The sequence below is a fragment of the Undibacterium sp. RuTC16W genome, from assembly GCF_049339445.1.
Lineage (GTDB): Bacteria > Pseudomonadota > Gammaproteobacteria > Burkholderiales > Burkholderiaceae_D > Undibacterium.
In genome coordinates, this window is the sequence record NZ_JBMPPE010000007.1 from 83647 (window position 1) to 96695 (window position 13049).

Consider the following 13049-nt stretch of genomic DNA (forward strand, 5'->3'; position numbering starts at 1 on the left):
TCCGCACATCAAAGGTAGACCGGAATCGCGCATAGATTATTGCTTGGACTTTTCTTTAGCGTCGACATCAATTGTCGCACCAGCCGTTTTATCGGCAACTTGTTGTGTAGTCGCTGGTTTTTCTTCTTCACCTTTGACGCCATCTTTAAAGCCCTTCACAGCTTTACCCAGATCTGAGCCGATGTTACCCAATTTTTTGGTGCCAAAAACCAGCATCACAACAACCAGCACGATCAACCAGTGCCAAATACTCATAGAACCCATGATTTCTCCTAATGTGAGCGTTCACGCTCTGACAAAATACTGAAGAGTAAGAATCGTCGTCGAAGCTACTTTTTAAACGTTCGACATTCAATACAAATTAACGCTGCCCGCGCCACGGTTGTGGACCCCCGATGACGTGCATGTGCAGATGATACACCTCTTGCCCGCCGTCTGGACCGGTGTTAATTAAGGTTTTGTAACCACCTGAAACCTGTCCCTCAGCATCCCTGCTCAGACCACAACCCTGCTCCTTTGCCAGACGCGGCGCTAAGGCCAGCATCTTACCAAGCATCGACGCATGTTCTTCCGAGGTATCCGACAGGGTCTCGACATGCTGCTTAGGGATAATCAAAAAATGCACAGGCGCTGCCGGATGAATGTCCTTGAAGGCCAGAAATTCGTCATCCTCATACACCACACTCGATGGAATTTGTTTCGCTACGATTTTGCAGAAAATGCAGTTGCTCACGGTGTCCTCTTATTTTTCAAACACTAGGGTCTGTTCAAGTAAAAATTTATTCCTGACGCGCTGCTTTTTCATCAAGTCCGGACAAGCCTTCGCGTCTTGCCAATTCATTTAAGACATCTTGTGGTGTCAGCTCAAATTGAGCAAGCAGCACCATAGAGTGGAACCAGAGGTCGGCACATTCATACAAGACTTTGGATTTGTCACCCGAACTGCGCGCGTCTTTCGCCGCCATCACGGTTTCAGTCGCTTCTTCGCCAATTTTTTTTAAAATCGCATCGTCGCCTTTTGAAAACAAGCGTGCCACATACGAGGTCGCAGGATCGCCACCATTGGCGGGTTTGCGGCTCTCTATCACCTCAGCCAGGCGCTTCAGGGTTTCACTCATACGATATTGACTTATCAATTATGGACATTACTTGTAGATCGTTTCCGGATCTTTTAAGACCGGATCGACAGCTTGCCAGTCGCCATCATTGACGCTGCCTTCAAATTTCTGGAAAAAACACGAATGACGTCCTGTGTGGCAAGCGATGCTATCGACTTGCTCAATTTTTAGCAAGACGACATCTTCATCACAATCGAGACGGATTTCTAATACCTTCTGAATATGACCGGATTCTTCACCTTTATGCCATAGCTTCTTGCGAGAACGGCTCCAGTACACAGCTTCGCCTAATTCGACTGTTTTAGTCAGCGCATCGCGATTCATCCAGGCAAACATCAGAACGTCATTACTCGATGCTTCCTGCGCGATAACAGGCACCAGTCCCTGCTCGTCCCAGCGCACTTTATTCAACCATTTTGACGCACTCATGACAGTCTCATTGATATCTGCTGTGCTGCCATAAATTCCTTGGCTTCTTGCACGGTGTGTTGACCGTAATGGAAAATACTTGCCGCTAGTACAGCATCCGCACCACCGATTTTGATACCGTCTGCTAAGTCTTGCAAACCGCCGACGCCACCGGAAGCGATCACCGGAATAGATACTGCATCCGACACGGCACGTGTCAGGCCGAGATCAAATCCTACTTTGGTACCGTCTCTGTCCATGCTGGTCAGCAAGATTTCACCTGCGCCGAGCCGGGCCATATTTTGTGCCCATTCAACCGCATCCAGACCGGTTGCATTGCGACCACCATGCGTGAAGACTTCCCATTTGCCCGGCGCTGTCTGTTTTGCATCAATCGCCACCACGATACATTGAGAACCGTACTTCTGCGAAGCGTCAAAAACTAATTGAGGATTAGTCACAGCCGAGGTATTGATGCCGACTTTATCTGCGCCGGCATTCAGCAGGCGACGTACATCGGCGACGGTCCGTACACCACCACCTACAGTTAAAGGAATGAATACCTGAGAAGCAACCGCCTCGATAATCGGCAAAATCAGATCACGTCCGTCACTGGATGCTGTGATGTCGAGGAAGGTAATTTCATCTGCCCCCTGAACATCGTAGCGGCGCGCAATCTCAACCGGATCCCCGGCGTCGCGCAACTCCTGAAAATTAATCCCCTTGACGACACGACCAGCGGTCACATCAAGACAAGGGATAATACGTTTTGCTAGAGCCATGCCTAATCTTCTTCGCTGTCTTGAGCACTTCCAGCCAGCTCATCGAGTTCGTCGGCACGCTCTTGCGCCGTAGCGAGATCCAATGTGCCTTCATAAATTGAACGGCCGCAAATTACGCCTTCAATACCTTCCCCCTGCACGGCACACAAAGCCTCAACGTCTTGCAAGTTGTGTACACCGCCGGAGGCAATCACAGGAATGCTGACGGCCTGCGCCAGCTTGACAGTCGCCTCGATATTCACGCCGCCCATCATGCCGTCGCGGCCGATATCCGTATAAATAATGGACTCAACGCCATAGCCTTCAAATTTTTGTGCCAGATCAATCACTTCATGGCCGGAAAGCTTACTCCAGCCATCCGTCGCCACCTTACCGTCTTTGGCGTCGATGCCGACAATGATCTGCCCCGGGAACGCGCTGCAGGCATCCGCCAGAAAACCGGGATTTTTTACCGCAGCAGTGCCGATAATGATGTAGCTGATACCGTCATCGAGGTAACGCTCTATCGTATCCAGATCACGGATACCGCCGCCGAGCTGGACTGGAATTTCTTCGATCTCGTTTTCTTCTGCGAAATCACGCACTGCCTGAATAATCGCTTTTACTGCGGCCTCATTCTTTGGCTTGCCCGCAAAAGCGCCGTTCAGATCCACCAGATGCAGGCGACGCGCACCTTGTTCCAGCCAATGGCGCGCCATATCAGCGGGGTTATCCGAGAATACGGTGGCTTGGTCCATATCACCTTGTTTAAGGCGTACGCAGTGACCGTCTTTCAGGTCGATAGCAGGAATGAGCAGCATGGCTTTATGAGTGTAGGTAAGTTAAAGCGAACTAAGTAGATAGAAGATAACAATACAAATTAACTAAAAGGTTTTGACGGAATCAATCGTCAAGGGTTCCAGTGTACAAAGTTTTTATACAGTTGCAAGCCAGCATTTGCACTCTTTTCAGGGTGAAATTGCGTGGCAAAAATATTGTCTCTGGCAACGGCACAGGCAAACGCGGTGCCGTAGTCGGTAATGCCAGCGATATGTGCCTCATTGGCAGGTTGTGCGTAGTAGCTATGAACGAAGTAAAAGTAGGCATCGTCGGCGATATCCTGCCAGAGTACATGCTGGCGTCCCTGTATCTGCGCTTGCCTGACGCGGTTCCAGCCCATTTGCGGTACTTTGAAACGCGAGCCGTCGTCTTGCAACTGCCCATCCAGAGCGAAGCGCACTACTTTGCCAGGTAATAATCCCAGGCCTGGGGTGTTACCCTCTTCACTGAGATCAAACAGCATTTGCTCGCCGACACAAACACCGAATAAAGGTTTATGACGCGCAGCCATTATCACGGCCTCTTGTACACCGGAGTCGCGCAGGCTGCTCATGCAATCTGGCATGGCGCCTTGACCAGGTAACACAATACGATCAGCAGACTGGATGTCGGCGACTTCGCCAGAAATACGGACATCCGCCTCGGGTGCAACGGCGCGCAGGGCTTGCGCTACCGAGCGCAAATTGCCCATGCCGTAATCGACTACAACAATTTTATTCATGCTTGTTTGACTAAATTGAGTGAGCTGTATCAGTGTGCCACAATAGTTAGCTACCGTAGTTAGCTACAACAGAGAACTACCGCAGTGAACCATAACAACGAATTAGAGAACGCTGAAAACACGGACGCGCTTACAGGCTACCCTTGGTCGATGGAATTGTCCCTGCAGCACGTGGATCCAGCTCTGCGGCCATGCGCAGGGCACGACCAAACGCTTTAAACACTGTTTCGCATTGATGGTGGGCATTATCGCCGCGCAGATTATCGATGTGCAACGACACCAGTGCGTGATTCACGAAGCCTTGAAAAAATTCGTGGGTCAGGTCGACATCAAAGGCACCGATCATCGCACGTTTGAAAGGCACGTGAAACTCCAGCCCCGGACGTCCTGAAAAATCGATGACGACACGTGACAGAGCCTCATCCAGAGGCACATAGGAATGGCCATAACGGCGTATGCCTTTTTTGTCACCGATAGCTTTCGCAAACGCCTGTCCCAGAGTGATGCCAACATCTTCTACCGTATGATGGGCATCGATATGCAAATCACCAACAGCGTCAATGTCCAGATCGATCAGACCATGACGGGCGATCTGATCCAGCATGTGATCCAGAAAAGGCACGCCGGTATTGAGCTTTTGCTTGCCTGTACCGTCAATATTGATGGCGACACGGATCTGGGTTTCGTTGGTGTTACGGCTTACTTCGGCGGTGCGTTGGGCTTGCATGATTTTGAGAGAGTTAAACTTAACTACTGAGACGCCTGGAGGGCGGCGATAAAGGCTGCTAAAAACAGCGCGTTTTCCTGCGGAGTGCTGACGGTAATACGCAAACAATTTTCCAGCAGAGTATGCATTTTACCCACATTTTTGACTAAAATTTTTTGTTCAAGCAATTTGGCAAAGACTTGTTCCGCTTTAGCGACGCGTATCAAGACAAAATTTGCTGCCGACGGGAAGACTTGCACTCCGGGCAAGCTCGCCAGCGCACCGTTTAATTCGCTGCGCTGGGTACGCAATTCCGCGGCCTGGCTATCAAGAATATCGACATGCTCCAGCACAAACTCTGCCGCGGCCTGGGTCAGTACATTGATGTTGTAGGGCGGACGCACTTTTTCGAATTCTTGCATCAAGCCATCACTGCCCGACATATAGCCAAGGCGTATGCCAGCCAGGCCGAGCTTGGATACGGTCCGCATCACCACCAGGTTAGCGAACTCGGCGAGTCGCGGCATAAAGCTGGTTTGAGCAAAAGGCTGATATGCCTCATCGACGATCACCACACCGGCGTCACCAACCGCATGCAAAATCGCTTCGATCTCTGCGACGTCAAACAAGGTGCTGGTAGGATTATTCGGATAAGCAAGATAGATAATCGCCGGCCGGTGCTCGGCGATGGCGCTCAGCATCGCCGCCATATCCAAAGTGAAATCAGAGTGCAAAGGTACGCCGACGAATTCGAGTCCGGCAAAACGTGCTGACATCGCATACATTACAAAACTCGGAACAGGCGCCAGTACTTTGGCACCCGCCTTGGCACACGCGACCGAAACCATGCTGATCAGCTCATCCGAACCATTACCCAAGACGACGTCGAACCCGGCAGGGACACCTAGCTGGCGACTAATCGCTGTTTTTAAGTTGGAATAAGACGGAACCGGATAGCGGTTTAGCGCAACAGCGGCGAGGCGCTGTGCAAGTTCCTGCTTGAGTGCGTCTGGCAAGGTGTAAGGATTTTCCATCGCATCGAGTTTCACGAAACCCGCGGAGTCCGGCACATGATAAGCAGACAAAGCGCGCACGTCAGAACGGATGATGTTTTCAATCAACGACAAAATATACTCCAGCCAGTATAAAAACGAAGCCCACTATTAATCTGCGGGAAGTATAGTGTTTTTGGCTATACTCCCCTAATACTCTTTTGCTATTAGCTAAATCAGGGCTATATCAAGCTCAAATCATGGTCAAATCAAAGCACCCAAAAGAGCAAATACACCTGTCTTACCTAAACCTGCACTGCCAGACTATCGAGCCGCGCTGCAATGCGTTCACAATACTCTTCGTTCAGCTCAAATCCCACATAGTCACGCCCGCAGTTACGCGCTGCCACCGCCGTTGTGCCGCTTCCCATAAAAGGATCGAGTACGATTCCGCCAACCGGACATGAAGCTTTAACCATACGCTCGACGATTTCCAGCGGCTTTTGGGTAGGATGATCCTCTCGCTCCGCATGCTCCCGATGCAAACGCGAAACACTCCAGACATCTTTAGGATTAAATCCAAGCTCCAGCCATTTAGCCCCTTCAAAGATTTTCCGGCTGCGTGCTTTTTTGGTCTCGGCATCGTAAGGGATACGGATCGCATCTAGGTCGAAAAAATAATCCTTCGCCTTGACAAAAAAACCGATCGTGTCATGCACCGACGAATACTTACGCACACTGCCACCCATCGACGGCACCCGTCTATCCCAGACGATTTCGTTCATCATCGTCATGCGCTGTTTCAGCATCACAAAAATTTCGGGTGAATAGCGCCACGTCAAAAAAATATACAGGCTGCCATTAGCTTTCAGCTTGGGAAGCGCAGCATCTATCCACTGCTCGGTCCACGCCAGATAATCTGCCGACGCCATTTTGTCGGAATCATTCCCATAATCCTTACCGAGGCCATATGGCGGATCAGCCAGTAACAGGTCTACACTACCATCGGGGATTCGCGCTAAACCGGTTAGCGCATCTTCACAAAATATCTGATTACGCCAACTACTCATGCTGTCATTTCAAGCGCAATTCGGCGCTGCGTGCATGGGCTTGCAAACCCTCACCATATGCCAGCTCAGCGGCCACACGACCCAGCGTCTGAGCGCCCTGCTCGCTGACATAGATCATGGATGACCGTTTTTGAAAATCGTAGACACCCAGCGGCGAAGAGAATCGCGCGGTACGTGAGGTGGGCAATACATGATTGGGACCAGCACAGTAATCCCCCAGCGACTCTGAGGAAAAACGGCCAAGGAACATAGCACCGGCATGACGGATTTGATCCGCCCATTGCTGTGGATTTTCGGTAGAAATTTCCAGATGCTCTGCTGCGATGTCATTCGCAATATCGCATGCTTGTTGCATGTCCCGGACTTTGATCAAGGCGCCGCGATTGCTCAGTGAGGTACGGATCACGGCATGACGCGGCATGTCAGGCAACAGTTTGTCGATACTCGCTCTCACCGCGTCGATATAGGCGGTATCCGGGCAAAGCAAAATCGATTGCGCGAGCTCATCATGTTCTGCCTGAGAAAACAAATCCATGGCGATCCAGTCAGGATCGGTCGTGCCGTCACAGATCACTAAGATCTCGGATGGCCCCGCGATCATGTCGATACCGACGGTACCAAACACGCGACGCTTGGCAGCAGCGACATAGGCATTTCCCGGACCGACAATTTTATCGACTTGCGGAATAGTCTCAGTACCATACGCCAAAGCACCAACCGCCTGCGCGCCACCGATTGTGAATACACGATCAACACCAGCAATTGCCGCAGCAGCCAGTACCAGAGGATTTTTGATGCCATCCGGCGTGGGGACCACCATGATGATTTCTTTGACACCCGCCACTTTAGCGGGAATTGCATTCATCAAGACGGATGAAGGGTAGGCCGCTTTACCGCCCGGAACATAAATGCCGACGCGATCCAAGGGAGTGACTTTTTGACCGAGCACGGTACCATCAGCCTCTGTGTAACTGAAGCCCGCAGAACCGCATTCGATTTTTTGCTGTTCATGATAGGAGCGTACCCGTGCAGCAGCCGCTTCCAATGCTGCGCGGCGCTCTGGTGCCAGTGATGCCAGTGCTGCCTGCATTTCTTGCTGACTCAACTCCAGAGCCGCAACACTTGTCGCACTCAAGCGGTCAAAACGATTGCTAGCTTCCAATACCGCAATGTCGCCACGTTTTTTAACGTCGGCCAAAATCTGTGCTGCAGCCTGATCAATCGCGGCATCTTCGCTTGCCTCAAATGCCAGCAAGCTATTGAGCTTATGTGCAAACCCTGCTTCGCTCGCATCTAGTTGCCGGATAGAGAGGGAGGACGTGGAGCTTGCAGATACTGATTCTGACATGATGTTCTCGTTTATTTTTTGGAAGCGCGCTCAAAGGCTTCGACGATGGGTTGCAAACGTTCGCGCTTCATTTTCAGGGCAGCCTGATTAACGACCAGACGCGATGAAATATCCATGATGTGCTCGACTTCGACCAGATTGTTGGCGCGTAAAGTACTGCCGGTGCTGACCAGATCGACGATGGCGTCGGACAACCCCACCAGCGGCGCCAGCTCCATAGAACCGTACAATTTGATCAGATCAACGTGTACGCCCTTACTGGCAAAATGCTGACGTGCAGTTTCGGTATATTTGGTGGCAACGCGCAAGCGTGCGCCCTGACGGACCGCGTTCGCATAGTCAAAACCCGCAGACACCGCCACCGACATGCGGCATTTTGCAATATTCAGATCGACTGGCTGATACAAACCCTCGCCACCGTGTTCGTGCAACACATCTTTACCGGCCACACCCAAATCGGCAGCACCGTATTGGACATAGGTTGGCACATCGGAAGCACGGACGATAATCACACGAATTGCAGGATCATTGGTAGCAAGAATCAGCTTACGTGATTTTTCGGGGTCTTCTGTGACGCGTATACCTGCGGCTTCCAGCAACGGCAATGTTTCTTCAAAAATCCGGCCTTTGGATAAGGCGAGTGTGAGTTGAGTCAACATTATTTCACGCGCTTAATCTGTGCGCCAACGGCGGACAATTTGACTTCCATTCGGTCATATCCGCGGTCCAGGTGATAGATACGGTCAATCAGCGTTTCACCCTCTGCCGCCAGACCGGCAATCACGAGGGAGGCCGAGGCACGCAAATCGGTTGCCATCACGGGGGCGCCTACCAGTTTTTCTACACCGCTAATCGTGGCAGTGTGGCCATCAATGTCGATCAGGGCACCGAGGCGATTCATTTCCTGCACATGCATAAAGCGATTTTCAAAAATCGTTTCAGTGACCCGACTATTCCCCTGTGCAATACAGTTCAAGGCCATGAACTGCGCCTGCATATCGGTCGGAAATCCAGGGTATTCTGTGGTGCGGAAACTGACTGCTTTTGGACGCCCGCCCATTTGCGCACGAATCCAGTCGGTACCGCTGGTCAGGATCACGCCAGCTTCGCGCAATTTATCGAGCGCGACGTCGAGAATATCGCTGCGGACATTTTTCAAGGTAATGTCGCCACCTGCTGCGGCAACCGCACACAGGAAAGTTGCGGTCTCAATCCGGTCTGCAATGACGGTATGCGTTGCGCCGTGCAAACGATCAACACCTTGAATAACGAGACGATCCGTACCGATGCCCTCGATCTTGGCGCCCATCGATACCAATAAATGGGCAAGATCGGTAACCTCTGGCTCACGTGCCGCGTTTTCCAAAACGGTTTCACCTTCTGCCAGCGTCGCCGCCATCAACAAGTTCTCCGTACCGGTCACGGTAATCATGTCGGTCACGACACGGGTGCCTTTTAGACGTTTGGCTTTTGCATGAATGTAGCCAGCTTCGATCGTGATCTCCGCCCCCATGGCTTGCAGACCTTTGATATGCTGATCCACAGGGCGAGAACCAATCGCACAGCCGCCTGGCAGGGATACTCTTGCCTCGCCAAAACGTGCCAGTAATGGCCCCAGTACCAAAATCGATGCGCGCATGGTCTTCACCATATCGTAAGGCGCTTCGAGCTTGTCAATCGCCGCACCATTCAAGGTGACTACGCCATTTTCCTGAGTAACGCGCAAACCCATTTGCCCTAAAAGCTTGAGCATGGTCGACACGTCTTGCAGTGACGGGACGTTATGCAAAATGACGTCATCAGCGGTCAGCAAACCGGCACACAGAATCGGCAGAGCTGCATTTTTTGCGCCAGAAATATTGACATCACCATTCAGGCGCTGTCCGCCTGTGATCAATAATTTATCCATTATTTTTGAAATTCTTCTGGAGTTAAGGTTTTCATCGACAATGCATGAATCTCTTCCCGCATGCGATCGCCGAGCGCGGCATAGACTAATTGATGACGCTGTATCAGGCGCTTGCCGGCAAAGGCGTCAGAAACAATCACCGCGGTGAAATGCTGGCCGTCGCCTTCGACTTCAAGGTGGCTGCATGCCAGTCCATCGGCAATATATTTTTTAATTTGTTCGGGAGTAGGAAACACGGTCATTCTTTCAACTTAATTTAATTCAATACATTTAATACGTTTGCTATACAGTCCGCGTTTAATTCACATTTAATGCGCTATTTAATCCGCTATTAGCAAGCAACCACTTTGATACGTGACTAGCTTATTAATGCCGGAGTTTGTACCCACGCTTCAGCATCAAAATCGCAATGCTAGTCAGTGCAAACGAAAAGATCAGCACGACGGCAAGACTCGTCATCGGGTCGACATCAGAGTGTCCGAAAAAGCCATAACGGAAGCCATCAATCATGTAGAAAAATGGATTGAAGCGGGACACTGTTTGCCAGAATGGTGGCAACGAATGAATCGAGTAAAACACGCCGGACAAAAAGGTAGCAGGCATGATCAGGAAATTCTGGAACGCGGCCAGTTGATCAAATTTTTCCGCCCAGATACCGGCGATCAAGCCCATCGTACCAAGCATCGCAGCGCCCAGTAAGGCAAAGATGACTATCCACCACGGTGCAACAAAACTTAGATCAGCAATCCACACCGTCACCAGGAAGACGCCCGTACCGACAGCAAGACCTCGCACTATCGATGCAATAACATAAGCGCCGAACATTTCCCAGTGGGACAAAGGTGGCAACAAGATGAATACCAGATTGCCGGTGATTTTGGATTGGATCAGCGATGAGCTCGAGTTGGCAAAAGCGTTTTGCAAAACACTCATCATCACCAGACCCGGAATCAGAAAGGCGGTGTATTTCACACCCGGGTAGACTTGCACATGCGCCTCAAGCGCATGACCGAATATCAGCAAATACAGCAAAGCGGTCATGATAGGCGCGGTAATAGTCTGCGTTGCAACCTTCCAAAAGCGCAAAACCTCTTTGTAGAGCAGCGTTTGAAAACCGATCATTTTCCATCTCCCATAATTTGCAGGAAGACATCTTCCAAATCAGCCTGCTGCAATTGCAGGTCTTCAATCACAGCACCCGCTGTGCGCAGCGCGGACAGTATCGGCTCCACCTGCAGATAATCGGTAACACGCAATACGTAATCATTGCCGCTCTGATGCGTAATCAAGCTACGCAGGCTGTCCGGGAAGTTACCGGCGGTGCGCGCGTTCACAGTGACTTTTAACTGCGATCCTGAAATACGCTTGATCAATGCTGCGGTGCTATCGAGCGCGACAACTTTGCCTGACTTCAGCATCGCAATGCGATTGCAAAGAGCCTGCGCTTCTTCCAGGTAATGCGTGGTCAGCACGACAGTGTGGCCTTCTTTATTTAGCCGTGATATGAACTGCCATAAAGTCTGACGCAATTCAACATCGACACCTGCGGTCGGCTCATCGAGTACGATCACTGGCGGTTTATGCACCAACGCCTGTGCCACCAGTACACGCCGCTTCATTCCGCCAGACAACGCACGCATATTGGTATCGGCTTTGTTGGTCAGATCGAGATTGTGCATGACCTCGTCAATCCACGGATCGTTGTTACGCAAACCGAAATAACCGGATTGCATACGTAAGGTTTCACGTACGGTAAAGAATGGATCGAACACTAGTTCTTGCGGAACCACCCCAAGATTTTTACGTGCTGCACGGTAGTCGGTAACGACATCATGCCCTTGAATTTTGACCTGACCTGCGTCAGCACGATTCAGTCCCGAGACGATAGAAATGAGGGTGGTTTTTCCGGCGCCATTCGGGCCGAGCAAACCAAAAAATTCGCCTTCTTCTATCGATAGCGAGACACCGCCCAGCGCCTGTAGCGACTGGTAGCGTTTTTCAACATTGGTAATTTGTATGGCGGCCATGAGGACGTTGTAGTGCTAGCGGACTAGCTTGCTTATCAAAAATGCGCCAGAGAGATGGCGAAAACCTTTGATTATAGGGGATTTTTGCTTCAGGGACCGGATTGTCTCAAGCCGGCAAGAGTCAACACAGCCGGATGAGAGGCTGAGCCGAAGTTAGCCTCAATGTCGCTCGGCTAAGGATGGCGTCATACCTAATAATTCGGCAACACCATACAATGAAATTAAGCTAAGCAGATTGGCAGGTACAGAATGGAATTCCATGGCCTTGCCGGCTAAAGAAGCTGTACGTTGCCAATCAAGCATGATGGCAACCGCAGACGAATCCACGACAGCTAAAGCGGACATATCAAATACTGTCTCGCCTTTGGCAATTTCAGACAAGCCAGCCTGCGCGACGCTGACTGCGTTTTGCAAGTTAATTTCATGGCTTGTTTGATACATGGTGGAATCCCAGAGATAAATTAAATAAGACGGCTTATTTCTTTGCAGCAGTTGCGCCAGCGAGTTTTTTGTTTTTTTCTGCCAATGTTTTGATCAGACCATCGATACCAGACTTACTGATTTCAGCAGTGAACGTCCCTTTGTAAGTCTCGACCAGCCATGCACCCAGCACATTGATGTCATAAATTTTCCAACCTGTTGCGAGTTTTTCCAAACGATAGTTGAGCTGCAAAGCCTCACCATTCTTTTGAATTACCTGACTACGCACTTCAACCTCAGTATCTTCAGCTGCGGCACGGAAAGGCTTGAATTCCAGACGTTGATCTTTAATCTGTGAAATAGCACCAGAATAAGTAAATATCAGCAAGCTACGGAATTCGCTGATCAATTGTTTTTGCTGATCAGGCGTCGCATCACGCCAGCTCTTGCCTGCGGCTAGAGATGTCATACGCTGAAAATCCACGAAAGGTAAAATTTTTCCCTCCACCAGATCGAACACGCGCTTCTGATTTCCTGACTGAATATCCTTATCGCTCTTGGCAATATCCATGATCTCCTGGCTGAGACGCTTGACCAGCTGATCAGGCGCCTCATCCGCTGCCATGCTGACGCCGGCGAATGCCATGCTGGCAAACATACAGAAAAGGAATTGACGAATATATTTCATAGTTATACTTTCTTCGCGCTCATGCGCTTGATCAATGTGCT

General features: G+C 50.5%; 18 protein-coding genes. All 18 read right to left on the minus strand.

Features of this window, described 5'->3' with window-relative positions:
• Nucleotides 1–36: 36 nt before the first annotated feature.
• The 18 genes from tatA to ACO0K4_RS14445 all read right to left on the minus strand — a co-directional run bounded on the left by tatA (nt 37) and on the right by ACO0K4_RS14445 (nt 13008).
• A complete protein-coding gene (gene tatA, locus ACO0K4_RS14360; RefSeq protein ID WP_422957321.1) occupies nt 37–264 on the minus strand; it encodes a Sec-independent protein translocase subunit TatA in 228 nt (75 codons plus the stop codon).
• A gap of 97 nt (nt 265–361) precedes the next feature.
• Nucleotides 362–733, minus strand: a complete 372-nt coding sequence (locus ACO0K4_RS14365) for a histidine triad nucleotide-binding protein (RefSeq protein WP_422957322.1) — start codon at nt 731–733, stop codon at nt 362–364.
• Nucleotides 734–779: 46 nt separating this feature from the next.
• A complete protein-coding gene (locus ACO0K4_RS14370) occupies nt 780–1118 on the minus strand; it encodes a phosphoribosyl-ATP diphosphatase (RefSeq protein WP_422957323.1) in 339 nt (112 codons plus the stop codon).
• A gap of 27 nt (nt 1119–1145) precedes the next feature.
• The gene (hisI, locus tag ACO0K4_RS14375) at nt 1146–1547 is read right to left on the minus strand and encodes a phosphoribosyl-AMP cyclohydrolase (RefSeq protein ID WP_422957324.1); all 402 of its coding nucleotides are present in this window, start codon (nt 1545–1547) and stop codon (nt 1146–1148) included.
• A complete protein-coding gene (hisF, locus tag ACO0K4_RS14380) occupies nt 1544–2308 on the minus strand; it encodes an imidazole glycerol phosphate synthase subunit HisF (RefSeq protein WP_422957325.1) in 765 nt (254 codons plus the stop codon). Before hisF ends, hisI begins: the two co-directional genes overlap by 4 nt.
• A gap of 2 nt (nt 2309–2310) precedes the next feature.
• Complete coding sequence (hisA, locus tag ACO0K4_RS14385; protein WP_422957326.1) at nt 2311–3108, minus strand: 1-(5-phosphoribosyl)-5-[(5-phosphoribosylamino)methylideneamino]imidazole-4-carboxamide isomerase; 798 nt, start codon at nt 3106–3108, stop codon at nt 2311–2313.
• 89 nt (nt 3109–3197) lie between these two features.
• A complete protein-coding gene (hisH, locus tag ACO0K4_RS14390) occupies nt 3198–3848 on the minus strand; it encodes an imidazole glycerol phosphate synthase subunit HisH (RefSeq protein ID WP_422957327.1) in 651 nt (216 codons plus the stop codon).
• Between the two features lie 130 nt (nt 3849–3978).
• Nucleotides 3979–4575: an imidazoleglycerol-phosphate dehydratase HisB gene (gene hisB / locus ACO0K4_RS14395; protein ID WP_422957328.1), complete on the minus strand. Its 597-nt coding sequence runs from the start codon at nt 4573–4575 to the stop codon at nt 3979–3981.
• Nucleotides 4576–4598: 23 nt separating this feature from the next.
• Nucleotides 4599–5681, minus strand: coding sequence for a histidinol-phosphate transaminase (gene hisC, locus ACO0K4_RS14400; RefSeq protein ID WP_422957329.1), 1083 nt, complete (start codon nt 5679–5681; stop codon nt 4599–4601).
• A gap of 170 nt (nt 5682–5851) precedes the next feature.
• Entirely contained in the window at nt 5852–6616 is a 765-nt protein-coding gene (locus tag ACO0K4_RS14405) for a DNA-methyltransferase (protein ID WP_422957330.1), read from the minus strand.
• Between the two features lie 4 nt (nt 6617–6620).
• Entirely contained in the window at nt 6621–7964 is a 1344-nt protein-coding gene (gene hisD / locus ACO0K4_RS14410; RefSeq protein WP_422957331.1) for a histidinol dehydrogenase, read from the minus strand.
• A gap of 11 nt (nt 7965–7975) precedes the next feature.
• Nucleotides 7976–8623 carry an ATP phosphoribosyltransferase gene (hisG, locus tag ACO0K4_RS14415; protein ID WP_422957332.1) on the minus strand — a complete coding sequence of 216 codons (648 nt, stop codon included), beginning with the start codon at nt 8621–8623 and terminating at the stop codon, nt 7976–7978.
• Complete coding sequence (gene murA, locus ACO0K4_RS14420; protein WP_422957333.1) at nt 8623–9873, minus strand: UDP-N-acetylglucosamine 1-carboxyvinyltransferase; 1251 nt, start codon at nt 9871–9873, stop codon at nt 8623–8625. Before murA ends, hisG begins: the two co-directional genes overlap by 1 nt.
• The gene (locus ACO0K4_RS14425) at nt 9873–10109 is read right to left on the minus strand and encodes a BolA family protein (protein WP_422957334.1); all 237 of its coding nucleotides are present in this window, start codon (nt 10107–10109) and stop codon (nt 9873–9875) included. Before ACO0K4_RS14425 ends, murA begins: the two co-directional genes overlap by 1 nt.
• 130 nt (nt 10110–10239) lie before the next feature.
• A complete protein-coding gene (locus ACO0K4_RS14430) occupies nt 10240–10995 on the minus strand; it encodes an ABC transporter permease (RefSeq protein ID WP_422957335.1) in 756 nt (251 codons plus the stop codon).
• The gene (locus ACO0K4_RS14435; protein ID WP_422957336.1) at nt 10992–11900 is read right to left on the minus strand and encodes an ABC transporter ATP-binding protein; all 909 of its coding nucleotides are present in this window, start codon (nt 11898–11900) and stop codon (nt 10992–10994) included. Before ACO0K4_RS14435 ends, ACO0K4_RS14430 begins: the two co-directional genes overlap by 4 nt.
• 159 nt (nt 11901–12059) lie before the next feature.
• The gene (locus ACO0K4_RS14440; RefSeq protein WP_422957337.1) at nt 12060–12341 is read right to left on the minus strand and encodes an STAS domain-containing protein; all 282 of its coding nucleotides are present in this window, start codon (nt 12339–12341) and stop codon (nt 12060–12062) included.
• A gap of 34 nt (nt 12342–12375) precedes the next feature.
• On the minus strand, nt 12376–13008 hold the full coding sequence (locus tag ACO0K4_RS14445) for an MlaC/ttg2D family ABC transporter substrate-binding protein (protein ID WP_422957338.1): 633 nt from the start codon (nt 13006–13008) through the stop codon (nt 12376–12378).
• Nucleotides 13009–13049 lie beyond the last annotated feature (41 nt).